Annotated in this window: 28 protein-coding genes and 1 pseudogene; 15 read left to right on the top strand and 14 right to left on the bottom strand. The window is 58.3% G+C overall.

From position 1 onward, the window contains the following. The 4 genes and pseudogenes from CIT25_RS03175 to CIT25_RS03160 form a co-directional block, all read right to left on the bottom strand. Window positions 1-652, bottom strand: a pseudogene (locus CIT25_RS03175) (hypothetical protein); the annotation flags it as partial. Further along, complete coding sequence (locus CIT25_RS03170; RefSeq protein ID WP_158302503.1) at window positions 613-1,161, bottom strand: putative pterin-binding protein; 549 nt, start codon at window positions 1,159-1,161, stop codon at window positions 613-615. The pseudogene CIT25_RS03175 and the gene CIT25_RS03170, both read right to left, overlap by 40 nt. Then, entirely contained in the window at window positions 1,151-1,855 is a 705-nt protein-coding gene (locus CIT25_RS03165; RefSeq protein WP_095483120.1) for an FkbM family methyltransferase, read from the bottom strand. The genes CIT25_RS03170 and CIT25_RS03165 overlap by 11 nt, the downstream gene beginning before the upstream one ends. 4 nt (window positions 1,856-1,859) lie before the next feature. Beyond that, window positions 1,860-2,489 carry a response regulator gene (locus tag CIT25_RS03160; protein ID WP_095483119.1) on the bottom strand — a complete coding sequence of 210 codons (630 nt, stop codon included), beginning with the start codon at window positions 2,487-2,489 and terminating at the stop codon, window positions 1,860-1,862. A 149-nt stretch (window positions 2,490-2,638) separates the two neighbouring features. On the opposite strand from CIT25_RS03160, the gene CIT25_RS03155 reads away from it, so the two are divergent. Next, entirely contained in the window at window positions 2,639-3,001 is a 363-nt protein-coding gene (locus CIT25_RS03155; protein WP_095483118.1) for a hypothetical protein, read from the top strand. 72 nt (window positions 3,002-3,073) lie between these two features. Here the strand turns inward: CIT25_RS03155 and CIT25_RS03150 are convergent, their stop codons facing one another. From CIT25_RS03150 to CIT25_RS03120, 7 genes are read right to left on the bottom strand one after another with little or no spacing between them, the layout of a single operon-like run. Beyond that, complete coding sequence (locus CIT25_RS03150) at window positions 3,074-3,247, bottom strand: hypothetical protein (RefSeq protein ID WP_158302502.1); 174 nt, start codon at window positions 3,245-3,247, stop codon at window positions 3,074-3,076. Window positions 3,248-3,304: 57 nt separating this feature from the next. Beyond that, entirely contained in the window at window positions 3,305-3,724 is a 420-nt protein-coding gene (locus tag CIT25_RS03145; RefSeq protein WP_095483116.1) for a hypothetical protein, read from the bottom strand. A 14-nt stretch (window positions 3,725-3,738) separates the two neighbouring features. Continuing rightward, entirely contained in the window at window positions 3,739-4,290 is a 552-nt protein-coding gene (locus CIT25_RS03140) for a hypothetical protein (RefSeq protein ID WP_095483115.1), read from the bottom strand. Window position 4,291: 1 nt separating this feature from the next. Next, window positions 4,292-4,696 (bottom strand): hypothetical protein, encoded by a 405-nt coding sequence (locus tag CIT25_RS03135; RefSeq protein ID WP_095483114.1) that lies wholly within the window; start codon window positions 4,694-4,696, stop codon window positions 4,292-4,294. After that, the gene (locus CIT25_RS03130) at window positions 4,697-5,398 is read right to left on the bottom strand and encodes a thermonuclease family protein (RefSeq protein WP_095483113.1); all 702 of its coding nucleotides are present in this window, start codon (window positions 5,396-5,398) and stop codon (window positions 4,697-4,699) included. It abuts the gene before it with no gap. Next, a complete protein-coding gene (locus CIT25_RS03125; protein WP_095483112.1) occupies window positions 5,395-5,934 on the bottom strand; it encodes a thermonuclease family protein in 540 nt (179 codons plus the stop codon). The genes CIT25_RS03130 and CIT25_RS03125 overlap by 4 nt, the downstream gene beginning before the upstream one ends. Beyond that, a complete protein-coding gene (locus CIT25_RS03120; RefSeq protein WP_095483111.1) occupies window positions 5,931-6,539 on the bottom strand; it encodes a hypothetical protein in 609 nt (202 codons plus the stop codon). The genes CIT25_RS03125 and CIT25_RS03120 overlap by 4 nt, the downstream gene beginning before the upstream one ends. A 159-nt stretch (window positions 6,540-6,698) precedes the next feature. On the opposite strand from CIT25_RS03120, the gene CIT25_RS03115 reads away from it, so the two are divergent. The 13 genes from CIT25_RS03115 to CIT25_RS03055 are packed head-to-tail and all read left to right on the top strand — an operon-like array spanning window position 6,699 to window position 19,669. Beyond that, window positions 6,699-7,649 (top strand): lytic transglycosylase domain-containing protein, encoded by a 951-nt coding sequence (locus tag CIT25_RS03115; protein ID WP_245329749.1) that lies wholly within the window; start codon window positions 6,699-6,701, stop codon window positions 7,647-7,649. Between the two features lie 12 nt (window positions 7,650-7,661). Further along, complete coding sequence (locus tag CIT25_RS03110) at window positions 7,662-8,012, top strand: TrbC/VirB2 family type IV secretion system protein (protein ID WP_095483109.1); 351 nt, start codon at window positions 7,662-7,664, stop codon at window positions 8,010-8,012. 1 nt (window position 8,013) lies between these two features. After that, window positions 8,014-8,313 (top strand): VirB3 family type IV secretion system protein, encoded by a 300-nt coding sequence (locus CIT25_RS03105; protein ID WP_095483108.1) that lies wholly within the window; start codon window positions 8,014-8,016, stop codon window positions 8,311-8,313. Between the two features lie 4 nt (window positions 8,314-8,317). Further along, window positions 8,318-10,729 carry a VirB4 family type IV secretion/conjugal transfer ATPase gene (locus CIT25_RS03100; protein WP_095483107.1) on the top strand — a complete coding sequence of 804 codons (2,412 nt, stop codon included), beginning with the start codon at window positions 8,318-8,320 and terminating at the stop codon, window positions 10,727-10,729. Beyond that, complete coding sequence (locus CIT25_RS03095) at window positions 10,726-11,814, top strand: lytic transglycosylase domain-containing protein (protein ID WP_095483106.1); 1,089 nt, start codon at window positions 10,726-10,728, stop codon at window positions 11,812-11,814. The genes CIT25_RS03100 and CIT25_RS03095 overlap by 4 nt, the downstream gene beginning before the upstream one ends. An 11-nt stretch (window positions 11,815-11,825) precedes the next feature. Then, entirely contained in the window at window positions 11,826-12,527 is a 702-nt protein-coding gene (locus CIT25_RS03090; protein ID WP_095483105.1) for a type IV secretion system protein, read from the top strand. After that, on the top strand, window positions 12,517-12,741 hold the full coding sequence (locus tag CIT25_RS03085) for a hypothetical protein (RefSeq protein ID WP_095483104.1): 225 nt from the start codon (window positions 12,517-12,519) through the stop codon (window positions 12,739-12,741). The genes CIT25_RS03090 and CIT25_RS03085 overlap by 11 nt, the downstream gene beginning before the upstream one ends. A gap of 16 nt (window positions 12,742-12,757) precedes the next feature. Then, window positions 12,758-13,789, top strand: a complete 1,032-nt coding sequence (locus CIT25_RS03080) for a TrbL/VirB6 family protein (RefSeq protein ID WP_095483103.1) — start codon at window positions 12,758-12,760, stop codon at window positions 13,787-13,789. A 35-nt stretch (window positions 13,790-13,824) separates the two neighbouring features. Then, the gene (locus CIT25_RS03075) at window positions 13,825-14,541 is read left to right on the top strand and encodes a VirB8 family type IV secretion system protein (protein WP_095483102.1); all 717 of its coding nucleotides are present in this window, start codon (window positions 13,825-13,827) and stop codon (window positions 14,539-14,541) included. After that, the gene (locus CIT25_RS03070) at window positions 14,538-15,350 is read left to right on the top strand and encodes a TrbG/VirB9 family P-type conjugative transfer protein (RefSeq protein WP_095483101.1); all 813 of its coding nucleotides are present in this window, start codon (window positions 14,538-14,540) and stop codon (window positions 15,348-15,350) included. The genes CIT25_RS03075 and CIT25_RS03070 overlap by 4 nt, the downstream gene beginning before the upstream one ends. After that, window positions 15,347-16,567, top strand: a complete 1,221-nt coding sequence (virB10, locus tag CIT25_RS03065) for a type IV secretion system protein VirB10 (RefSeq protein WP_095483100.1) — start codon at window positions 15,347-15,349, stop codon at window positions 16,565-16,567. Before CIT25_RS03070 ends, virB10 begins: the two co-directional genes overlap by 4 nt. Further along, on the top strand, window positions 16,548-17,576 hold the full coding sequence (gene virB11, locus CIT25_RS03060) for a P-type DNA transfer ATPase VirB11 (RefSeq protein WP_095483099.1): 1,029 nt from the start codon (window positions 16,548-16,550) through the stop codon (window positions 17,574-17,576). The genes virB10 and virB11 overlap by 20 nt, the downstream gene beginning before the upstream one ends. After that, window positions 17,573-19,669 carry a type IV secretory system conjugative DNA transfer family protein gene (locus CIT25_RS03055; RefSeq protein ID WP_095483098.1) on the top strand — a complete coding sequence of 699 codons (2,097 nt, stop codon included), beginning with the start codon at window positions 17,573-17,575 and terminating at the stop codon, window positions 19,667-19,669. Before virB11 ends, CIT25_RS03055 begins: the two co-directional genes overlap by 4 nt. Window positions 19,670-19,693: 24 nt before the next feature. Here CIT25_RS03055 and CIT25_RS03050 read toward each other — a convergent pair whose 3' ends face one another. Genes CIT25_RS03050 through CIT25_RS03040 form a run of 3 tightly spaced genes read right to left on the bottom strand, consistent with a single transcriptional unit; the run spans window position 19,694 to window position 22,832 of the window. Beyond that, entirely contained in the window at window positions 19,694-19,903 is a 210-nt protein-coding gene (locus tag CIT25_RS03050; protein WP_095483097.1) for a hypothetical protein, read from the bottom strand. A gap of 9 nt (window positions 19,904-19,912) precedes the next feature. Beyond that, the gene (locus tag CIT25_RS03045; RefSeq protein WP_095483096.1) at window positions 19,913-22,426 is read right to left on the bottom strand and encodes a relaxase/mobilization nuclease domain-containing protein; all 2,514 of its coding nucleotides are present in this window, start codon (window positions 22,424-22,426) and stop codon (window positions 19,913-19,915) included. Between the two features lie 4 nt (window positions 22,427-22,430). Beyond that, window positions 22,431-22,832, bottom strand: a complete 402-nt coding sequence (locus tag CIT25_RS03040) for a MobC family plasmid mobilization relaxosome protein (protein WP_095483095.1) — start codon at window positions 22,830-22,832, stop codon at window positions 22,431-22,433. A gap of 670 nt (window positions 22,833-23,502) precedes the next feature. Between CIT25_RS03040 and CIT25_RS03035 the strand changes: the two genes are divergently transcribed. Next, window positions 23,503-24,216, top strand: a complete 714-nt coding sequence (locus CIT25_RS03035) for a ParA family protein (RefSeq protein ID WP_095483094.1) — start codon at window positions 23,503-23,505, stop codon at window positions 24,214-24,216. The last annotated feature ends 11 nt before the right edge of the window (window positions 24,217-24,227 follow it).

Genomic DNA, 24,227 nt, shown 5'->3' with positions numbered 1-24,227 from the left:
GCATACGCTGATCGCGACGGCTCACGAAGGCGTATCGCTGATGGATCACGAGATAGAAGGTCGCGAGCAGTCCTAGAGCGATCGCGAAGATGAACCAGTTGCGGGATGCCGCGATATCGATCTGAGCCGTCTCCTGCAGAGTGGCGCTATGATTGACAGTGGCGCTCGACACTTCGAACATGTCCTGTTCGAGCCTGGTCATGTAGTCCAGGGCGGCCTGGTAGTTGGTTCGCGACACTATGATTGGCGTAATGTTTTTCTCGATGACCTGGCGAACGTTCTCCAGCAATTTGATGTCTTTCTGCGGCAGAAAACGATCGACATAGGAGAGGGCTAGCAGCTGTTCGATGTTGACGCTGACGAGGGCGATCTGTCGGCTGATATCGGGCTCAAGCTTGCCGGCTTCGCTGGCGAGGCGGATATAACCGTTCACCCTCAGCAACCGTTCTCGGACCTGCGTCGCGCGCCACTGAATCTCATAGGTCTGGCTGAGAATAGCGTCAGTGTCGCGCCGGTACTGTTCCGACCGGAGGAAAGCCCAGGTGCTGAGGATTAAGGCGAGCGACAGCCCTATATACGGCAGAACAGTAAGGAGGCTGCCAGTGTTGATTTTCATTGAATCGGGCGAAGTGCCACCGGGAAGAATACCCAAATGGAATTGCGAGCCGGAACGTAGGCGCTGGGCAAGCGATCGAAAGGCCAGACGACAAAGATCGGCCCTTTTTCAAGCATGCTTATGGGCCGAAACTCCTGACCTTCCTTGCACGAGCCCTGCGAGATGTCGTCGGCGGTGCACTTTCGCTCGACAGCCAGGATCGGTTCAAACGACTGAATCTCGTCCATACGGATTTCTGAAACAAAGTTGTCGTAGGCGATGACTTTGATGGCCGGATTATCGGCAATCCCGGCCTTCGCGAGGACATCTTTCATCAGGGGGCCGCGAAAGACGATCGTCTCGTCATCTTTTGTCCAAGGCGTTCGCGTGTCGTAGGTATGCGGTTGGAACTCGGTCTTCAACTGCTCGATCGTGAATGTCTGAGCGATGTCGCCAGTGGCTTTTTCGATCGTGAGCATTTCCGGATTGTCATAGGCGCCAATCGCTGGCGCTGTGCCGCAGGTCATGATCGCGGCTACGGCAAGACCAAGGAATCTACGCTGCATCGGCGGCCTCCGGCTCGTATTCGCGTGGCCCGTCGTCCTTGGCGAAAAGTACGCATGCTCCGCGCGAGCCGCGAGGATCGTAAGCGTAACCCTTCGTCGCCAGCGCCTGGGTGATATCGCGTATGCCGGACAAGCCATACAGGTGATCGTGCAACTCCAAAAAGACGCGCTGGACACCCGGAAGCTGGGCGCCACGAATCAAATCGCGCTCGGCTCCCTCGATGTCCATGACCAGCACATTGATTTTATGCTGGAAGATGAACTCGTCGATGTTGGTGGACGCGATAGAGATCACGTCCTCATAAGGGCCTTGCTTTTCGTCCATCGAAGACATCCACAGATCCTTCCGAGCGTAAAATCGGAACGTGCGCGGCGCGCCGGCTGCCAGTATTCCTTGTTGCAACGTGACGTTGCCGAGATTGTTGGCGTCGATTACACGCTTTGCAAGAGCGGCCGTCGAAGGATTTGCTTCGAACGCCCAGACCTGAACACCCGGAATCTTGCCGATCAGCGAGGTGATCACGCCAATTCCGGTGCCGAGTTCAAGAACTCGGTCGTTACGCTTAACCGCCTTGAAAACCCAACGGGCTTCTTTCGCTTCGTAGCTTCCATTTGCGAGAGCCTGCCAGATAATCGGGGAGACATCTTCGGGCTGCAGCGGCACTTTTATGCCGTGAACAGTTAAAACTGCCATCCTGCTACAGACCCTTTGGCAGCGTATGACCGCGTCTCATAAGTTTTGCACGCGCCTGTTTATAATACCTCTCTGCCGTGCCGGCATCGATCGCCAGGCGATCTGCCATCAGTTCGTAAATCTGAGTGCGCTTCATTCCGCGCTCGCGCCGCGTCATCATGTCGATGATCTCCTGTTCTCGAGGGGTAAGTCCGGAATAGCGGTAGTCGGGGATCTTCATGGCAACGCGCGAGAGGCGCATTGAAAAGCCATTGGTCGAGATGTCCTCGAGCACGTCGGCGAATACGCCGGGCTCCAGGCCGGTCTTGCCCAGGTAACCGGCCGCGCCAACGCGGCGAAATTCGTCTGCCTCAGAGCTGGAGTCTGAGCCTGTCACAACGACGTGGATCGCGCTGGGGGAAGTTTCGATTATTTTATCGACGACAGCGAGGCGATCGGCCTGCGCCGTTGGGTCAAAACCAGGCAGGCCTGGATCGATCACGACCAGGTCAAAATCGTCGTTTTGCAGTTCTCGGGTCGCGAGTTCCAAGGTCTCAGCGCCCAGCACGACGCAGTCGCTGAAGCTCGCCTGAATCTGTTCCATCAATGCCAGTCTCATCAAGTTTTGGTCTTCGACGACCAACGCTCGAAACATTCCCATCAACCTCGCTGCCTATTTTCGTGGTAAGGTGACACTCTCAATGGTTGAAAAATAGGGGTGTTGTCACCCCTATTTTTTCGTTCGGCTGTGGGTATCAGTCGTAGTGTCGCGGCGGGGCAGCTAGCGTCACTAGGAATGAAGCCATGCTGAGCCTAGGAAAATCTTCAAATGACCTGTCCGGAGGCAACCATTCCACTCGGCAGATTCGCACGGCGATTAATGCTGAGGCGCGGCTCGGCACCCTGGCCGACATAACCGAACGACATGTCGCAGCTCAAAGAGCGGCCAAAGCGTTGCGAGAGGCTGAGAAAGGGCCCGGGGCTGGCGACGTGATCGCGTTGGACGAGGCCGCGGCGCGGCGCGACGTGATTGCGTATCAGCCCGCCGATCACCGGGAATCCATCGGGAAGCTGGTATACATCGCGGCATATTTGATCGCGAGGCGGGAGCGGCTCGAGGAAAGGGAAATGGCGACGGTTATGGAGATGGCGGCGCCTTTTGGGTGAGGTGATCGTCCATCATGGGGGTGAAAAAGCCCGCTGAAAAGCGGGCTTCTTCATGCCACAGGTGCTTGCGGGTCAAAGTCGATCTGCTCTTCCGTGGATCAACCTGATCGCACCGGCTTGCACGGCACCGGTCAAGCATCCCCAAATCAAAGCGGCGATGAAGTTCCAGCCGAAAAGCAGGGCAATGACGAGGCAGATCAGACCTGTCGCACAGACTGTGGCGTAGTCGAGCAGTTCGTCTTCCATTTTCAGCAACACCTGTTTTCGTCGGTCTCGCCGTTCGAGAACGGCGACGGAGGCCGGCTAGTTGATGGTAGCGATCCATTCTCCGGATGCGCCTTTGGCAAACCCGACGACGCGATCCAGGGGCTGTGCCTGTGGTGACATCTTGATTGATGTCATGCACGATACTCCGGGGCCGCTGCTGTTCTTGTCGCACTGGCCGAGAGCAAGCGAGATCTCGGGCACGTTGTTGCGGTCCCAAACGAGCGGCGAAGCTTCCTGTGCCTTCCGGAAGGCGGCAAGAGCTTCATCCTCCGTCGGCGCTTCGACGATCGGGGCTTGCGGAACAGGGCACAGAGAAGGATCGGCAGAAATAGCCGCTGTGAGTTCGGCCTTAGAAAGTGCCTGTGCTTCGACGCCGGGCATCGCAAGCCATGTGCCGCCAGTGCCGGCTAACAAGCCAACGGTGGCGGCAATCGTGAGAAGTGCGTTTTGGTTCACGCTGGAGTCCTCACCTAAAGATTCAAATTGAACCAGTGGCGTTGTTTTACGCCTTGGTCGTTCGGGATGTCGAAATACCAGGGGTCGGCGCGGCGGGGACGCATTGACGAAATTTCTTTAGTGCAGCTATCGCTTCCGTTGTCGCTGTCACGACCAGCGCGACGAACGGGAATAGTGAGGCCATTTTTGTCGGCCTGGCTGTTAAACCTCGATTTGCAGACATTCACGGTCTTGACGCACTGATCGGGGACGCGGCGATTGCCTTCCTTGCCCCGCTCGCTATAGCCGACCTTCGAGCCTTCCGGGCAGTCTGCGTACTCTTGGCGGCCAGGTTCTCCAGCCTTTGCTTCGTGGCAAATCGGCCAAGAGAAGCCTGGCTTCGCCATGGCGCGAATGAGTTTCGTCATTGGCGGAACGCAGTAGGAGACGCCATGCCAGGACGGACTTTGCGAGGCAGCACAGAGCAGTACTTGGCAACCCCAGGAGGCATCTTGAGCCCTGGCGGCGGTAGCAGGCAGGATAGCGACGGCTGCTAGGCTGGCTGCCGCATAAAGCAGGTTTTTCATATCAGGTGGTCCTCTCGATGGTGACTGCCGGTGTCGCCCGATCGACCTGGAGATTGTCGACGGGTAGGGCGGGCTGCGCTCGATCGCCGGCGGCATAAATGATGGCGGCGATGATCGCGAAGGCTGAGAACCAGAAGATCCCTATGCGGAACAGAAGCAGCTGGTTGGGTATGTCCCGGCACAGTGGCGGGAAAGCAAAGAGCCCAACCAGAAAGCTGTCGAATGCGAGGTTGCGTTGACTTTGAAAAAGGATCGAGACGGCGAGCAGTAGCACAGCAAAGGGGCCATGCACCCACCAGATTCGTGAGGAAAGGACGATCAGCGCGAACGATATCGGAATGGCAAGCAACAAGCTCGCCAAGGGATCGTTTGCGATGGCGTTCGCAATATGGGCGAAGTCTGGCAACTATCGATCTGTCCTCTTCGGCTTTTTGCGAGCGTCGGCGAAGGGAGGCGAAATTTCGCTTTCCCGTTCTGCAAGAACATTGAAATCAGCGATCGGCCGGCGATCTAAGGTCTTGTCCACGGCCTTCCGTCGCCACTCGTTCATGTCGAGAACATAAGTCGCCCACATGCCGTAACGTGCCGCCATGGCGTGACGCTGATAGGTGATGTACTGGCCGTTGTAGGGATAAGGGGTTGCGACCCGCGCCCAGCCGACGCGGAGCATTTCGAGCGCGAGATCGCGGCCCGTTACGACGCAACGGGCGGATGGTACACCGTCATTGCCGTAGGCGAGAACGGTGCATTCGACGGATTTATTGCCGACAGTTCGTTTAAGCCAGGCTTTGGCGAATGGGCCGCAAGGGACCGGAGGCGGTGCTTTGACGCGCTCACGGTCTTCCCATTTCGGATTGAACGCCCATTGGGGCAGCTCGCAAGCATCGATGTCTGCGAGACGAATTCCCTGAGCGAATTGGGGATACCAGAGGGTGCGACCGTCTATGACGGCGACGCGCCCTTTGAAGACGGGATAGACGGGAGCGGGCACAATTGCGCGCGGCTCATAGCGGACTGGAGCCGGGCTCCTGAGGATATCGGCAGCCATCGCGGGGGTCGCGGCGATGGCTGCTGCAACAATGACCGTAGCGACGGCGGTTTTTTTCATTGTTTTGCTTTCTTGGCTCGCTCGTTGGCCGATCGGCTCAGAAGGACGGCCGGATGTTGGACGTCTTGGAACTGCCACAAGCCAGCCCGCCTTTCGCGGGCGTCCTGTTCGGCAACAGCATAGGGAGGATGAAAGGGCAGGCCTTCGGCGTTGAGCGAAGCGAAGGCATAGCCGCTGGCGATCATCATTGTAGCCAGGTCGAGCCGGTCTTTGCCCAACGTGGCGTAGCAGACGACATAGGAGAGGTCGGCCGTCTTGGCGACGGGCGCGCAAACCGGTTTCGTGTCCTTGATGTAGGCGGCGAAGACCGCCAACGAAGCGTCGCCACAGTCGCGTTTTTGGCCTTTCTTGTCGGTGTAGGACGTGCCGCGAAGGCATGACTGGACGCCAAAGAGACGGTAGCGCAGCCCGTCTGAAACCCACGTGTCGCCGGTTTCGAGCGTGACACCTGGCTGGAGATCGAAGTAGCCGGCTGGTGCTGCGGCTGCTGCCACCGGAGCTAGCGCGAAACCGAGAATGGCGAGAAGCCTTCTCATTGTGATTTTGCCCGTGGATCGGCCCACATGCCGTAGGACCCCGCCTTGCCGATTTCCTCGGCCTTGGCGAGATCCGGGCGGACGTATGTTCCGTCCGGCTTCTTGGCGAGCCGAAGCGCTCCAAGTGACAAAAGCTGTTCTTCGAACATGTCGACAGTGTCGAGACTGCCCGGGTAGTTGTAGTAGCCGTAGCAGGTCGCATTCTGCTTCGCGGCGTTCTGCTCACTCACAAACGCGCGGCAGAAAATCACCTTCGGGCTTTTCAACATGATCTGAAGCTGCTCTTGGGCGAATGCTGAGCACGCCCCGGCAAAGTCTTCCTTGCGGTTGACCATCTCGCCCTGACATGGCTCGAGCCCGAAAAGATGCAGCGTTGTTTTTTCATCAACGCGAAATTCTGTCGGGGAGACGGCCTTGTAACCGGCCTGAGACGCATATCCCTTGCGGTCCACGATCTTGCCGGAACCGTCGTAATACTCGACGACCAGCACCGTCTTGCCCGGTGCAGCCAGCGACTTGATGTAGTCCTTGTTGATGTCCTCCACGGACAAAGCCGGTGTTGCCATGACGCAACTAGCGAGTGTGGCGATAATGGTACGTTTCATTTTCTAGCCCTAACCATCCTGGTGACATTGGATTACCCGCAAGAGGGGGGTTTCAGTATGGTGCAAAAACTTGTATCACTACCCCAAATCGGTATCATGCACCTACGAACTTAATCGGTTTTCGTTGTAATCTCAACACCGCAAGTTAGGCGGGGGACGATGATCAGAAGGGCTAGAATTGAAGGTGTTTCACGATTGGCTGTAATGGCCGGCGCTATAGCCTTAAGTGCCGTTCGACCGACAGCGACAACGGCTCAAGAATCGCAGAAACAAGCGGAATTTGTTACGAACATGCCGGCTGCGGCGCCAGTCAATGACGCTTCGATCAGTGCTATTTTCGCAAACCGGTGGGGTAAGGCAAGCGGTGAATTCGTGCTTAGCTCTGACGGCGTGGTCGCACCTGAAACGGCCTCACCCTCGGGGGCCGATCAAGATAACCCTATTGATATAGTATCCCTTGGTTTTGCATCTGATAAGATTACTCATTATGTTACCGATATGGGTAAGCTAGCGAATGGTGCGATTACCCATAATGGTGTGGACGCGCCGACAGCCACAAGCACGGCAAACGTGCAAGATTGTGGGCCGTCCCCGCTAAGCCCTGCGGAAATCAAGAGCTTGGTCGTGGAAACGGCTCGTCGGCATAAGGTCGATGAAGTTTTCGCCACTGCCATTGCCTGGGCTGAAAGCGGATTTGACCAGACCCGTAATTCGGACAAGGGCGCGCGCGGCCCAATGCAGCTGATGCCCGGCACTGCAACACGCTTTGGTGTCGAAGACGTTTGCGATCCTGCGCAAAACATCGAAGGCGGCATGAAGTACCTGCGCGTGCTGCTCGACGAGTTTCAAAATCCTCTGCTGGTGGCGGCTGCCTACAACAGCGGGGAGCACCGGATTTATGAGCATGGCGGCATCCCACCGTTCAAAGAGACGGTCGGGTACGTCGCCAAGGTGGTGAATTACCAGCTCGGTCTGGCAATGCCGTCAGCCAGGACAAAGACCAGAGCGGCCGCCCCTGCGGCGATCGCTGATGCGGGTGATGACGGCAACGCCGGCGTCATTGCCGTGAAGAAAACCGGCAAGTTTGTCGGCGGTGTGATGCACTTTTGAAGGAGAGAAGGCATGAAGTGCTTTGCGGATAAGGGTTCGGGGATTAGCACGCTGAAGCTGGCAGCCTTGCTCGGGCTGGCAGCGGCGATTCAGGTTGCAGGCGCCGATATGGCGCTTGCGCAAGGTAGCGGCGGCGGAAGCGGAGCTTTCGCGCCGCTGCAAACGGCCGTCCAAATGATCGTCGATTTCATTACAGGTCCGTTCGGCCGGTTGCTGGCGATCATTGCCGTGATTGGTCTTGGCTTCCTGGCCTTCGCCGGCCGCCTGTCGTGGTTCACGGCCGGCGCGGTGATCGTCGGTATCGGCCTTGTGTTCGGCGCTCCGACGATCGTCGACGAAATGATCGCTGCCGTCGGTCAGTAAGATGGCTGAGTACGAGGACGAAAAGCCAGCCTTGGCCCCGTTGGTGATCGGCCTGACCCGATCGCCGACGCTTTGGGGCGTGCCGTACATGGCGGTCGTCATCATTGTCGGCGTCACCATCGTTGGCTGGCTGGCTTCGAACTCGTTGTGGGCGTTGTTGGTCGCCCCGGCGGCGTATCTCGTCCTTTTTTCACTTTGCGCCTGGGACAGCCGGATTTTGGACGTGCTGCAGGTGGCGTCGCGGATGACGCCCCGCACCCGGAACAAAGCCTTTTGGGGCACCAATTCCTACGGACCGTAACCTTATGCTGAAAGTCGTCAGAGAAGAGCTTGGATTTGGAAAGGTCGCTCATAATGAGCGGCCTATGTCCACGCATATCCCGTATCTGCGGCACGTGTCCGATACGGTGATAGGGCTGGAAAACGGCTCCTTGCTGAGCGTCATCAAGTTGGACGGCCTGTTTTTCCAGACGGAGGACCAGGCCGAACTCAACATGCGGTCCGTCGTGCAAAACACGATGATCCGCGCGCTTGGCTCAAGCCGATTTTCGCTCTGGTCAACCGTCGTCCGCCGTGAGGTGGAGACCGAGATTGGCGGCGCGTTCGACGAACCGTTCTGCGAGCTGCTGAACAGACGCTATATGGACCAATTGCGCGAGAAGCGCATGTTCACGAACGAAATCTACCTGACCATCGTGCGGTCGGGGATGCGTGGAGCTCTCGGTATTGGTGATACGGTCAAGAAGCTGCTCGATCGCGCCAACCGAGAAGTGCGTGACCAGCAAACACGCGAGGATGTCACCGAGCTCGAGGAGCTGATCTCCAACATCACGCGCGAACTCCAGAAATACGGCGCTCGCGCGCTCGGGATCGCCTATCGCGATAAGGAGCCGTATTCGGAACCGTGTGAGTTTTTCAACACGATCCTGACCTGTGGCGTGCCGCGCAAGATGCGATTGCCGCGCATGGGCATACGAAACTTTGTCGGGACATCGCGGCTGCACTTCAGCAAGCGGACAATGCAGGCCCAGGCGGCGGTCGACGAACACAGCCGTTTTGGCGCTTTGCTGTCGGTCAAGGAATATCCGCCGTTCACAGGGCCGGGCATGCTCGATGGGCTGTTGCAGGTCAACCATGAATTCATCCTGACGCAATCCTTCACGATCGCGGACAAGCCCATCGCACAGGAGCGCATCACCCGCCTGCAACGGCAAATCCAGGCGTCGGATGAGGCCGGAAGTTCGGTCGAGAAGGATATCGACTACGCCCTGAACAGTCTGATGAACCAGGAAGCGGTATTCGGCTTCCATCATCTGAGTCTGTTGTGCCTGTCCCGCGATTTGCAGGGCGTCAGCAAGTCGGTGTCGGAGCTTGGGGCCTGCCTCACTGACATGAACATCAATTGGCTGCGTGAGGACGTAAACCTTGAAGCCGGTTTTTGGGCACAGCTTCCGGGAAATCGCAGCTACATCGCCCGCAAGGCGATGCTGTCGAGCGCCAATTTCTCCGGCCTATCGTCGATGCACAATTTCGCGACGGGGCAGATTGACGGCAACCATTGGGGCCTCCCGATCACCGTTCTCGAAACCACGTCGCAAACGCCGTACTGGTTCAATTTCCATCAGCGCGACATCGGCCACTTCTTGGTGACCGGTCCGACCGGTTCGGGCAAGACGGTGGCATTAACCTTCCTGCTCGCACAAGCAATGCGCGTCAATCCGACTCCGAAAGCGGTGTTCTTCGACAAGGACCGCGGCGCCGAGATCTTCGTGCGCGCCATCGGCGGTTCCTATGAAGTCCTGTCGCCGGAGACGCCGACCGGCTTCAACCCGCTCCAGCTCGAAAACACCGGTCCCAACCGCGAATTCCTGATGCGGCTCCTAAAAGCCATGCTGCGGTCCAGCGACCGCCGCGACTTCACCCAGGAGGACGAAGACACGCTTGAGAAGGCGCTTACACGCCTGATGCAAGAGCCGGCGACTGAACGGAACCTGCCGAATCTGTCCGGCCTGCTTGTCGGTCGTTCGCGTGCTGACGCAAACGATCTGCATTCGCGCCTTCGGCCTTGGATCGACGGCGAAAAGGCCTGGCTCTTCAACGCACAGCACGACGTGCTGTCATTCTCGGGGCACAGTGTTTTCGGGTTCGATATGACCAGCATTCTCGGCAATGAAGAGCTGAGGACGCCGGCGCTGATGTACCTCTATCATCGCCTCGACGAACTGCTGAACGGTGATCCGGTCATGTTCTTCATGGACGAGGGCTGGCAGCTGCTGCAGGACGAGACATTCAGCAATTTCATCGTCGACAAGATGAAGACCATCCGCAAGCTCAACGGCATTGTGGGTTTCGGAACACAATCTGCGGCCGACATCGCGAAGGCCAAGGCTTCGCACACCCTGATCGAACAGTCGGCAACGAACATCCACTTCCCGAACCCTCGCGCCGATGAAGAGAGCTACATCAAGCGATTTGGCCTGACGGTGAAGGAATTCAACTTCATCAAAAACACCCCGCCGGAGAAGCGCACTTTTCTCGTGAAGCACGGCAATGACTCGGTCATTGCCCGGCTCGATCTGTCGTCCATGCCCGACATGGTGAAGGTCCTTTCGGGCCGCAAGAAGACAATCGAGGAGTGCGCCGCTCTACGGGAAAAGTACGGCGATGAGCCGGAAAACTGGTTGGCTGAATTCTGCGGATGGGAGAAGGGTCAATGAAGGATAGTCCTGCTCTGTGGTTGATGATGACAGCACTTGCCGCTCCCGTTCCTGCATGGGCCGGGGGCGTCCCGGTCATTGATGGCGCAAACCTGACGGAAAAGACGATCCGGAAGGACAAGACGAACGACATCGAAAAGGTCGATAAGGACCGGCATTCGATCAACACAAGCGTCACCTGCTCGATGTTCCGGCCGGGACGCAAGGACGATCCGGTGGCAGCTGCCAACGCTAATCCGGAGATTGCGGGGTTGGTAAAACGTGTTGCGCGCGAAGAAGGCGTTGATGAAAATCTGTTCATGGCTCTCGTCTACCAGGAGAGCCGTTTCAACCCTTGTGCCAAATCTGAGGCGGGCGCCATCGGCTTGTCGCAGTTGATGCCGGGGACTGCCGGCGATCTCGGCGTTAACCCCTACAATATCGAACAGAACCTGCGTGGCGGCGCGCGCTATCTGAAACAGCAGCTCAAGCGCTTTGGCGGCAACACGAATCTAGCCCTGGCCGCCTACAATGCCGGTCATGGCAATGTCCAGAAGTACGGCGGCATTCCGCCGTTCAAGGAAACACAGGGGTACGTCAAAACGATCACCCAACAGTGGTTGCCGGCATTCGGCGGGTCGAACGGAGCCAACATTCCGCTGAACTATGGCGGCGGCGACAGCGCCTACACAGGCATGCGGGATTCGACGATCAACGCCATGGCAACCAGTCAGGCCACGCAGGAGAGCACCGGCAATGTGGCGTCCTGGCTGCAACAGCTGGGCGGTCTCAACGCCGGCACCATTCAGGACAGTTGGGACCACAATTCGGGCGCCCGCAACGCCAATCTGGAGATGATGAACCAGGTCATCCTGCTCGGAACGACCATGGCGGACCTGTTCAATTCGCGGAACACCTCGCAGACAAGCGAGGTGTCGGGATCGTCGCAGTCCGCCAACTTCAGGAAAAAGGACGACGAAAAACCGCGCGAAACGACGGGCATTTGCGACCCGCGCACCGGGCTCGAATGGAGCCCGATCGAAGAGGCCTGCGTGCAGAAGCGTGAACGCGAGGCCAACGTAAAACTTCAGCTGCAGCCCCAATGAGGAGAACTTCCATGAAGCGCTACTTTCTCACTGCGTGCTCGATGCTCATTGCATCGGCGGCATCGGCCCAGGTGCCGGTTATCGACAACGCGAACTTCAAGATCGCCAAGGAGACGTCGGTCACCACCGACAAGATCCTGAACACCAACAAGGACATTCTGACGACAGTCACGGATACCTTGAAGGCGGTCACTGGCGATCGCGGCAGCGAATCCGGCCAGATGCAAAACCTTGCCGTGGGCAACGGTTTCAGCGTCGCCTCCATGCCGTCCTTCGATAGCCTGATGTCGGGCGGCGTGCCGAATTTCGGCGGAATTGGCGGCGACATTTCTCAAGTCGCCTCGACCTTCATCAACGGTCTCCAGCTGGTCAAAAGCCTGTCCGGCAAGGCGAACAGCGGTTTTTCCAGCGACAAATCCTATGAGGAGCTGGTTTCAACCGTTCTTGGCGTCGCCGCCTTGGTCAATGGCTCGCAAAAGGCTGTGACAACGCGCCGGAGCGCGTTTGAACAGGCCGGACAAAGCATCGGCAAGGCACAGGACATCAAGGGCTCGATTGACCAGAACACGCAGCTTCAGGTGCAAGCCGGCCTGACGATCAACGAACTCGTCGGCGTGATGAATGGCGCCGTCTCCTCGCTGCAGGCCGACAATCAACGCCGTCTGACCGATATCTCCAATTCAAAGAAGGCGCTTACCTACAGTGGCAACTAAGACCAACAAAACTGCCAAATTGCTGTCGGTGATCGTGATCGCAGCCGGCGTCGCCGGCTGCGGCACGGTCAAGGAAAAGACGGCTCCCTGTAAGCGACCGGCGAACCTAACGTCCTATGCCGCTGATCCTCGCCAGGAATGCGGCCCGATGTCATCGATCAACGGCGACCCGTCGGCGGCCTTCGCGGCGATTGACGCGATGCTGGCGGAATAAAGGACGGTGGGCAAAAATGCAGGACTTCTTGGGCGATCTGCTAGACAGGATTGAGCAGTCAGGGGCGAATTTTTCGGAACGTGCATACGGCATTGTCAGCGGCGAGATCATGCCGCTGCTCAACATCATGTTTCTCGCCTATGTCGCCTATTACGGCCTCCAACTCTTCATGGGAACGTCGCGGGTCAGCGTGGCCGATGTCATCGGCCGCATCGTTCGCATGATGGTGATCCTGATCCTCATCAGCCAGTGGAGCCATTTCAACACGTTCTTCTATTCCTGGCTGAACGACACGCCCGAAGACGTAGGCCGCGCGATCCTGACCGCCACAGGCACCGGCATAACCGAGCCAACAAACGGCCTTTCCATGATCTGGCGGACCGCCAATGAAGCGGCATCCGCATTTGCGGAACAGTCGGGCTATTTCTCGGTCTTGCCGTCGATGGTCGGCTTCCTGATCATGCTTTGCGTCGCCGTCTTCATCGCCGTCGCACTGGCGATCCTGCTTCTGGCAAAGGTTATGATGTGGGTGCTGATCGGCACGGCACCGATCTTCATCGCCTGCATGCTGTTCGAGCAGACGCGAAATCTCGGAGTTTCGTGGTTCCAACAGGTGCTTCTCTACGCGCTGATCCCGCTTTTCGTCTATGTCGTGGCCGCTTTCCTGATCGCTGCGATGGACCCTGAGCTGACCAAAGTCTCCAACGCGGCCAGTCAACGCCGGCTTCAGCTCAGCGATATCTCGGCGTTCCTGCTGCTATGCTGCGCCGGCGCGTTCGTCCTCATCAATATTCAGGTTCTCGCGCAGGGCATTGTCGGTGGCGTCGCCGCCGGCATTGGCAATGTGGCACGGGCTGTTGGACGCTTCAGCGGAGTGACCGCGCCGATGAAAGCCGTCGATGTCGCACGCGGGGCTGCCGGCTTCGTCGGCACTGCCGGCATGCAGGCTCGCGATCGCACACATGCTGGCATGCTCAGCAACATCCGCGACGCCAACGCCAGGGCGGCGATGCAGAACCGAATAAGCAACAACAGCATGCCGCGCTGAGGTGCTTGTGAGAGTAACTAAGGGCTAGATCGAAAATGTCAGATTCAAAAGAGACTGCACTACGGACCTATTTCCAAGACGGCGATCGTTGGGAATATGAGATCGTAAAAAAGGCCAAGCGATCGCGCGGACTCGCCTGGTTCGTGACGATCATTTTCGGGGCGATCACGCTGCTAGCGCTCGGGGCACTGGTGCTGCTGGTCCCGTTGAAGAGCTTCGAACCGTATGTCGTCGTGGTCGACAAAAATACCGGCTATCTGGAGGTCAAAAGCGGTCTGACTAGGCCTGCCAACCTCACCGAACAAAAAGCGGTCACCCAGGCCAATGTCGTGCGCTATATCCGCGCTCGCGAAGGCTATGACCCCTACGAGATCGAACAAAACTTCGGCATTGCCGCCTTGTTGTCGACCGGCGATGCCGCGCGGGAGTTGCAGGAGCTTTATAGCGCCGCCAATTCGAATAACCCCGCAAAAGTCTACGGAAAAAACAAGCGGGTTTCGGTGGACATCAAATCGGTGGCGGTCACCGAGCCGAGCGATCCTAGCCAACCGCCGTCGACGGCTCTTGTCCGTTTCTCAACGACGGAAAAATCCGACACGGATTCCATCACGCGGCACTACATTTCGGTCGTGCGCTTCCGCTACACCGACACCCCCACTGAAAATCAGTGGCTTTTTGAAAATCCCCTCGGCTTCCAGGTCTTCAGCTACCGTCGTGACCAGGAGACGGTGACCCCAGGAGGTGAGGGATGATGAAACACCTCCTGTTTTCGGCGGCGTTCTTCGCCGCAATCATGACTCACGCCCATGCGGCACAGTCACCACGCCCGGGCAATCTCGACGGCCGGGTTACAAGCGTTGTCTATCAGCCCAACAACGTCGTGACGGTCAATGCGACTTACGGCATTTCGACAATGATCATTTTCGATGAAGATGAACGTTTCGAGACCATCTCGCTTGGCGATACGGAGAGTTGGCAGGTTGCCCCTGCTGAGAAGGGCAACATCCTGTTTGTGAAGCCGATCGCCAAGAACGTCACTACGAATATGAATGTCGTGACGACGAAGAGGATCTATTTCATCGAGCTTCACGACAATCCGCCTGCCGCCGGCAAGAAGGTCTTCGGCGTCAGGTTTGTCTACCCGGAAAAGGACCTCAATGCGGCGCTGCGCAAGGAAGCTGAGTACCGCACAGCCAATCCGAATATCTCGAACATCGACAAGGCAAACGTCAACATCGACTATTCGTTTTCGGGTGACGCGCAGCTGAAGCCGTCGATGGTTTTCGATGACGGCAAGAAGACCTTTTTCAAATTCACCGGGCGTGTGCCGGCGATCTTCGCCGTGCAGTCGGATTTTTCCGAGACGCTGCGCAATTTCCGCAAGGAAGGGGAATACCTCGTCCTTGACGGTGTTGCGACCCAATACACGCTGCGCGATGGCAATCAATGGACGTGCATCTTCAACCTTCGGAAGCCTGATTTCGGCGCTCCGGACCCTGATATCCTCGGTCCGGCTCCTGATCGCGTCGCCAAAAAGCGCTGGAGGAGCGGTAACAAATGAACCGGACACCTGAGCTTGAGGCCATGATGTCGGCCGACGACACGGCCGTCAGCAACAAGAACGCAAAGCGCAACCAGCTCCTCGGCGGAGCGGCCTTGCTCATTGGCGGTACCGTGGCAGCCTACTTCGTTCTTGCCACGCCGAAGGAAACTCCTCGCGACATAACCGAAGGCGACGAAGAATTCCGGACCACGACGTTCCGGCCGCCGTCGTTCGTGCGCGAGGAAGAGAAGCCCGAACCGCAACCCGAACCTGACGTGATCAACATCCCGCCTCCTCCGGAGCCGGTACAGGAGAAGGTCGACACGACCAAATTTAACGTGCCGCCTCCGCCTGAAGTCGTCCAGGCGCCGCCCACGGAGCCGGCAGCTGAGCCGCCGCCTGAGGAATTTCCGGAGCGCTACAGGTCCAAGCTGATATCGTTGGATACGGCTCGCGAGGAGGACGCCGCCGGTGGCCTCGGTGGCGCCGACGGCAACGGTCTGAGTGTCGCGGGCGAGGACCGCAACAGCAAATTCCTTGCGGCCGCGTCGAGCCTGGCTGATCGGTCGGCAAAGGCAAAGCAGATCAAACGCATCGACGCGCTGGTGCCTGAAGGCACCCTAATTCCGGGCATTTTGGAAACCGCGATCGTCAGCGATCTTCCGGGCCAAATCCGCGCGATCACATCTCAGGATGTCTATTCGTTTGACGGACGGCGCGTCCTGATTCCGACTGGAACCCGGCTTATCGGCGAATATCAGTCCGATGTTGTCAGGGGTCAGAAACGCATTTTCGTCATCTGGACCCGACTTCTCCGCGATGATGGTGTGTCCGTTCGCCTGAACTCCATCGGCACCGACAGCCTTGGTCGCTCCGGGCTGACTGGTCGTGTCGACAACAAATGGCGGGAGCGGTTCGGTTCCGCAATCGTGCTGTCGATTGTCGGGGCAGGCGCTAGTTACCTCACCGGCTATGGAAGCGATGAAGCTTTCGGCCAAGATAATGATGAAGCCAAACGTGGCGAGGAGCTGGCGCGCGACACGATCGCGCAAACGTTCAGCGACATGGCTAACCAGGCTTTGAGCGAAAATCTGCGCATCCCGCCCACCATCAGTGTCAGCCAGGGCGAACGCATCTTCGTCTACGTGCGCCAGGATCTCGATTTCAGCGCCATGTATGACGATCCCGTTACAGAAGCGATGAAGGAAATACAACGTGAACGTCGCGGTCAGTAACAAGGGCCGATCGCCCACCAATCCCTATTACTTCCTTGATCGGGCACTCGAACCGATCCGCGGCTTTCTTGACGATCCGCGTGTAGTCGAAATCTCCGTGAACAGGCCGGGCCATGTCTATGTGGAACGGCTGGGATCCGATGAGATGGAGTTTCACGAAATTAAGAAGCTCACGGCGTCTGAAATAGAAAATATCGGGGAACGCGTCGCCGGGATAACAAATCAATTTATCAGCCGCGCCAAGCCTATTTTAAGCGCGGCCTTACCGACGGGCGAGCGTATTCAGATCGTGCTGCCTCCCGCCGCGCCGGAAGGCGGCTCGATCTCGATCCGAAAGCAGGTCGTGAACAATTTCACGCTCGAGGAGTACCGCGATAGCGGCTCACTGGATAAAGTCTCGGTCGCAGTCGGCGGACTGAGCGACATCGACCGGGAGCTGATCGCGCACCTTCGGGCGAGCCGTATCTATGATTTCATCCATACGGCGATCACCAAGCGAGTATCGATTTTAATCAGCGGCGGCACCTCGTCGGGCAAGACCACATTCCTCAACGCATGCCTGAAAAGCGTCGATCCGCATGAGCGGATACTGACGCTCGAGGACACGCGCGAGCTATTTCCGCCTCAACCGAACAAGGTGCATCTGATTGCCTCAAAGGGCGACCAGGGCACCGCAGACGTGACGATCCAAAACCTGTTGGAAGCGTCGCTTCGGATGCGACCGGACCGACTCTTTGTCGGTGAAATTCGTGGCGCCGAAGCCTTCTCCTTCCTGCGCGCCATCAACACCGGCCATCCGGGCAGCATGTCGACGGTGCATGCGGATACACCGATGGGCGCCTATGAACAACTCGCCATGATGATGCAGCAGGCCGGAATGTCGTCGGGTTACTCCAAGCAGGATCTCATGTCATACATTCAAATGGTCATCCCGATCGTAATCCAGTTGCGCCGTGATGGCGGAAAACGGGGCGTTTCGGAAATCTTCTTTGCCCGAGACGAGACATGAACAAGGGCTTTCAGGCCTTCTATCTTCTCTTCTGCGCCGGGATCGTCTTCGCCGTCTGGACCCTCACTTACGGACTTGGCTTGCAGCTCGTCTATAAGGACGGCCGAATTCTCGAAACGACGATCTCCACCAATCCTTTCGTGCCTGTTCAACAATTCTGGCTCTACAAGGGCAGCCATACCCTGCAGAAGGTCGCGCTCGTCGCGCTCCTGCCAAGCTTGTTCGCCGGCGGCCTGGCAGCCTATCTTGGCTTGAAATCGCCAAGCAACCCGCTCGGCGACGCCGCTTTTCAGGACATTGCCGCCTTGCGACGCGGCAGATGGTTCCGCAAGCAGGGGCACATCTTCGGCCGCCTCGGTCGCAAGATCCTCCGCACAAAGGATGATCGTCACCATCTCATCATCGGTCCAACTCGATCCGGTAAGGGTGCTGGCTACGTCATTCCCAACGCCCTCCTGCACGAAGGGTCGATGATCGTCACCGATCTGAAGGGCGAAGTCTTCAAGGCCACTGCCGGATATCGCCGCCGCAAGGGAAGCCAGGTCTTTCTATTTGCTCCGGGATCGGAAGCCACCAACCGCTACAATCCGCTCGACTTCGTGCGCCAGGAGCGCGGCACGCGGACGACGGATATCCAAAACATGGCGAGCATCCTTGTCCCGGAGAACACCGAATCCGAGAATTCGGTATGGCAGGCCACGGCACAGCAAGTGATGGCGGGCGCTATCAGCTACGTTCTGGAGAGCCCGCACTACAATGGCCGGCGCAACCTCGGCGAAGTCAATTCCTTCATCAATAGCGGCGTCGACCTCCAGGCGCTGATGAAGTTCATCAAGGCGAGAGAGCCATACCTTTCCAAGTTCACCATGGAAAGCTTCAATGCCTATCTCGCGCTGTCAGAACGGGCCGCCGCCTCTGCCTTGCTCGATATTCAGAAGGCCATGCGGCCCTTCAAAAACGAGCGCATCGTTGCCGCCACGAACGTAACCGATATGGATTTACGGGCGCTCAAGCGCCGGCCGATCTCGATCTACCTCGCGCCCAACATCACTGACATCACGCTATTGCGTCCTCTCCTGACGCTGTTCGTGCAGCAGACCATGGACATCCTCACCCTGGAGCACGACCCCAATTCCCTGCCCGTCTATTTCCTGCTCGACGAGTTCCGACAGTTGAAGAGGATGGACGAGATTATGACAAAGCTGCCCTATGTGGCTGGCTACAACATCAAGCTCGCCTTCATCATCCAGGACCTCAAGAACCTGGACGAAATCTATGGCGAGACCTCCAGGCACTCACTGCTCGGCAATTGTGGTTATCAGCTCGTGCTTGGCGCCAACGACCAGGCAACTGCCGAATATGCCTCTCGTGCGCTCGGCAAGCGCACAATTCGCTATCAGTCGGAATCGCGCACCATTGAACTTTTTGGCCTGCCTCGCCGCACGAAGGTCGAACAGATTCGCGAACGCGATCTGATGATGCCGCAAGAAATCCGGCAGATGCCCGAACGCAAGATGGTTCTGCTCATCGAAGGCCAGAGGCCGATCTTTGGTGACAAACTTCGATTTTTCGAGACACAACCCTTCAAGGCTGCTGAGGCTTTCTCACAGGCGCACGTGCCGGAAGTCCCGTCCGTCGAATACCTGCCCGTCAAACCGGTACCGGCGCTGACAGAAGAGTATGCAGGCGACAGCAAGCCGACTGTCGAAACAGTCCAAGTCTTGACGCCGGCGAAGGCGCAAGCAACCGCCTTGGCCGCCGACGACAAACAGCCGGAATCGGATTTCGGACGGCCGGCTAGTTCTTCCGCTCGTGTGGTCAACCGCAAGGCGATCGATGCACGAAAAAAACCAACCAAGAGCAATTCCGGCGCCGGCGCCGAAACGTCGAAACGCGACGTTGCGGCAATCGAGGAGCGCATTAAGACGGTCGAAGAGAGCTTAAAACCTAGCGCCGAACGACTGAAGGCGACGGTTGCGCAGAAAGTCGAGAAGCTCGGTGACCGCTCCCCGACAACACGAAAGAATTATCTGGACATATTCTCAGCGACGGTTCCTGATCCCGTCGACGTTGGCCTGGCCGCCGAAGCTTAAGAGCTTCCTGGCGGCCAGCTTCCTCTAGAACGGCCAAAAGCTGGCGATGAACGCGGCGGTCTCGCCGCCCCACTGCACAATCGACTGATACCAGCCGACAACCTTCTCATAAGCGATCTGGATCACGCCAAACACGAACACGAGGCAGATGACCACGCCAAGGCCCTTGCCGAAGCCTTCGTCGCCCTTCGGATCGTTGGTCTGGATTACATAATCCTGCCTGTTGTTCAGCATCGTGCTCACTTAGCGTTCCCGATCGTCGCGGTCGCGTTCCTTCCGTTCAATTTCCTCGCGCTCCAGCTCTTCAAGCCGCGGTATATGCTGCTGTGCTGGGTCGGTGCGCGTCGTCTCTCCGCCGCGCTGTGTTGCTTCCCTCTCCTTGTTTACCCGATCCTGAAGGCGATTTGTAGCGTCGACTGTTGATGCGAGTTCGTGCGCCTCGCGCTCATCCGGATCGATTGGCTGGCGCTCCGGCTCCTCGAGACGAGGCTCGCGCTGCTGTTCGACGACGGCGTCGGCATTCGTCGGGATCTTGTCCTTTTGCTCTGCTGACTGCTCCCCTACCCTTTCGGCGCCAGCAATCAGCGCCTCCCGATTTTTAGCTGCGCCGACAAGATCGGGATTGTCGGGGTTCTGCATGGCCTCGGCATACCGCTGGCGAACGCCGTCCTCGATCTCCAGACTCCGTTCGCAAATGTATGCGGTGCTGTAGCCTTCTGCTTTGAGCAGATCAATCTCGGCCTGAATGGCCCGTTCTAATTCCTCTTTCGGCATTTGCGGCTGTTCCATTGCGGCTTGCCGTTCTTCAGCAGAACTGGATTCGATCAGATCGGAGCTGTGATCCTGAACCGAGAGGACGTCGTTGCCAGCATCGACCGCGACATCGCCGTCCTGGGCGACGGCTGCTTGCCATTCGGCCTCCGCCTGCTCTTCTTGCTTCTGCTCGGCCCGCACTTCGTTGCGCTGCTCATATAGTTCCACCAGCTCGCGGCGCTGATTGACGTGTTCGCGCGCCAATGTCGCCACTTCATCGAAGTCGGCCCGCTCATCGGGGCCTACGCTTCGCTCCAGATTGAACAGGGCTGTTTCAACTTTCTTTTCATACCCCTCGAATTCTACCCGTGATGCCTCGCGCAATTCTTCACCCTCCAAAACCAGTTTCTGCAATATTACCAGATTGGCGCGGAAATTTGGCCCGAAATCGGCATGCACGACATTCGAAGTCGTTTCCGCGCCGCCATCCGACAGGCCGGAAATCAAGCGGTCACGCTGCTGAACAGCGTAGGCGATGAGGCGATGATCACCGCTCGCGAGTGCAACCTTCTCCCAGTTTTGCTTTGCCTTTTTGGTATACTGTTGGCTCCTTTCGCTCTTTGCGTATGTTCTCCGCCCGCTCCGCTTTGCGTCGTATCGAGCCTGCGCCGCCTCGCTTGTCCCTACATGCTCTGTCCGCCCTTCCCTGCTGATCGGCCGCACCTGGTTGCGCGTAAACGCCGGCGGGCTGGCGAACTCGCGTCGATCCGTCATTTCCATCGCGATGCCATGCTTGCGGGCCTTCTCAGCCATTGTGGCCCGCCACTCCCGAAACACCTGAGGGGTCGTCTCGATCCGATCTCCCGATTCCGATCGCATGGTAATGATCGCGTGGGCATGGACATGTGGCCGCTTGCCCCCCTCGCCTTCTTCCTTCGGATCATTGGCCGGATCATGCATGGCAAACACGTAGCGATGGCCGGCGAACTGCTGAGCAAGGAAGTCGCGTGCAGCGTTTTCAAACGCCTCGACATTCGTGCCGGCCCGGGCCGACATGATCAGGTGCATCACGTCGCGGCCTTTGCGGCTGTGCAGATCACCGCGCCATTCCTTTTGCACCAGGTCGCCAGCGAGCTTTTCGTCACCGATGACTTGGCCGCGGTCGTCGCGAATGTCGCCCTCATGACGTTCGACCAGGCTCCGCAATTTGCTGGCGCCATACTCGACACCATTGCCGTAGCCTTGGAACGAGAACCGTGCAGCCACATCCTGCGCGGCCGCACTGGCGTCGTATCGCACCTGAATGATGCTGGCGGCCTTGTCGTCGCCAGTTAGCCGCTCCCCCTGCCCGCTTCTGAGAACGACCGCTCCTTGAACCGTCAGCGCGCCGCCGGCATGGCGCGTGACTGCATAAGCATAGTGTCGATCGCCGAACGCGCTCGTCAAACTGTTCCTGACCAGCTCATGCATCGCCTCCTCTGACGAAACCGACGCAGTCGCAATCTGTACGGTGAAGCTGCCGATATCGCGGCTCTCTGCGCGGTTCTGGAATAGATGGTTCCAGTCTCCCCGCAACCGCGCCAGATCCTCGCGGCTGCTGATACACTCGCCGTTCTCGTTCTCGACGGCGAGCTCGCCGCCGCGCGACACATAATTCAGCATCGCCCCTACCCTCGCGCCACCGCCATAGGATGCCATTTTGACAACCGCGGGCTGGCTGCCCTGGGCAACCGCCGCTAGCCGCATTTCTATTGGACGCGACGCCGCTGCTGCCCGCGTCTCGGCCGCGAAGATCGGCCTGGCGGCCGCCCGCCGCACTTTCGGCTGGCTGCCACCGCCGCCACCAGCACCACCGCCGCCGCCCAGCTCGGCCATCGCCTTCAGTCGACGCTTCATTTCGTCCTCGGCCGACGACCGGCGTTTTGGCCCAAGCGATAGATCATGCAGCAACGCCGCACGGCGCTGCTCCCAATCGCTCGTGAAGGCGCCGAAGAAGATTTCCACGGCTTTACCCCTCCCCTCGCCGCTTATGGCCGGCGCGCCTCGCCAGCGATCGTAACTCCGTCATAACGGCCGCTTGGACGCGCTGCACATTCCCGAGATTGATATCGACGTCGCTCGGATGAACGCCTTTGCCGCTGTTGAGCGCCCGCGCGACCTGATTGAGGTTCACGCCGATCGCGCGCATATCCTCCAGTAGCAATGCCATCACGAGACGGTCTTCCTCGGTAAGGAATGGCTGAGCGCCCGCTCCCTCGATGATCAGCGACCGGAAAAACCCGGAAACCGTCATGTCGGCCGCCTTGGCGGCCTTTTCGATCGCCGCATATTCGTCCGCGCTGACGCGGGCATGCACCATTCGACCCTTCCGGTTCGGCTCGAGCCGGACCTCGAATTTCGCGTCGTCCATTGGCCTTGGGCCCCCTCTCACTGGCGCTTGCGGCAGGCATCGAGGGCTTGTTCCTCGATCGTCGGAAAAAATGTCGCACATTTTTCCGTATCCTGCCACCATTTATAGACGTTAATTTCGAACTCAATGAAAACAACTCTTCGAGCGGCCCACACTCCGCTCGACTGACCATTGGCAGGGCCTTCGTCTCTGCCTGTCCAAAACGATAAAGCGCTCTCCAGGGTTCACCTCCAGGACCGCTTTGTCGGCCTTTGTGTGCCCCTCGTACTCGTCCGCAAGGGACGCTCCGCTCTTCGCCCTGGCGGACTGCGTGCGAGCGTCACAGACGGCCTTCGCGCGGCTCCGGGGTTCACCACATTAGGAGCAGGAAGGTCGGTGCCGACTTCATCGGTCAACAAGGGAAATTGGGCGACTGTGGAGACTTCCAGGATGGCTCAAACGGCAGCGCGCAGTTGATCCCCTTTCACACGACTTATTCACACGATGTGCTCACATGCCATGACGTTACGATGTGAAAGTAAGATGTGATTGAAGTATCACACGCTAGGATAGCGAAGAGGTGATCGCATCGTGTAAAAACGCTATGCGAAACCAAGCCCAAGATCAGGCATGAGCGTGGCGACGGCCCCTGCCGCGTTCGGCTTTGGGGACGGCAAAAGAGGGATCAGACATGCCTAAAAGAATTTGCGCGATCAGCGGAAAAGGCGGTGCCGGGAAGACGACGGTCATTATCCTCGTTGCCGGCGAGTACGCTATTCATGGAAAGAAGGTTCTTCTGATCGACGCCGATCCACGCCAGAACCTAGCCGAATGGTGGAAGCGATGTGAGGCCAAGGACAATCTTCCGGCCAACATCGAGCTGCACAGCGCGGCAACGCAGCGAAGCATTGAAATCGCGCTTGCCGAACAAGACGGCGTCTATGACGTAATCCTGATGGACTCACCCGGCGTCGACAGCGTCATCCGCGATACGATCATCCGCAACTCCGACCTGGTGCTGACGCCAATTCAGCCGAACCAGGATGAAATCAAGGCGGCCGGCGAAGCCGCCACCATCACGGCGGATATTGGCGACAGGGAAGGGCGCACGATTCCCCACGTGAACGTGGTGACGCGCATCGCCCTTCCCGGCCGCGTTCTCGAGGCTTACAGGCTGATCCGTCCGTTCATCGCCAACCTTCGCGCCAATGGCTACGAATCGACGTTGATGGAAACCGAGCTCACCGAAAGAAATTGCTATCGCGAAATCCGCAACGGCCTCGGTACCTTGCAGATGCTCGAGCTGACCGACCCGGTCATGAAGGGTCGCGCGGAGGTCGCGGCGTTTGTGAGCGAGCTCGATCGCCATCTCGCGGCAACCCTGGATAAGGTGAGAAATGTCTAAACCAGGCAAAC

This window comes from Mesorhizobium mediterraneum (assembly GCF_002284565.1).
Taxonomy (GTDB): Bacteria; Pseudomonadota; Alphaproteobacteria; order Rhizobiales; family Rhizobiaceae; genus Mesorhizobium; species Mesorhizobium mediterraneum.
Note: the sequence above shows the minus strand (reverse complement) of the source record. Positions and strands in the feature narration are given on the sequence as shown.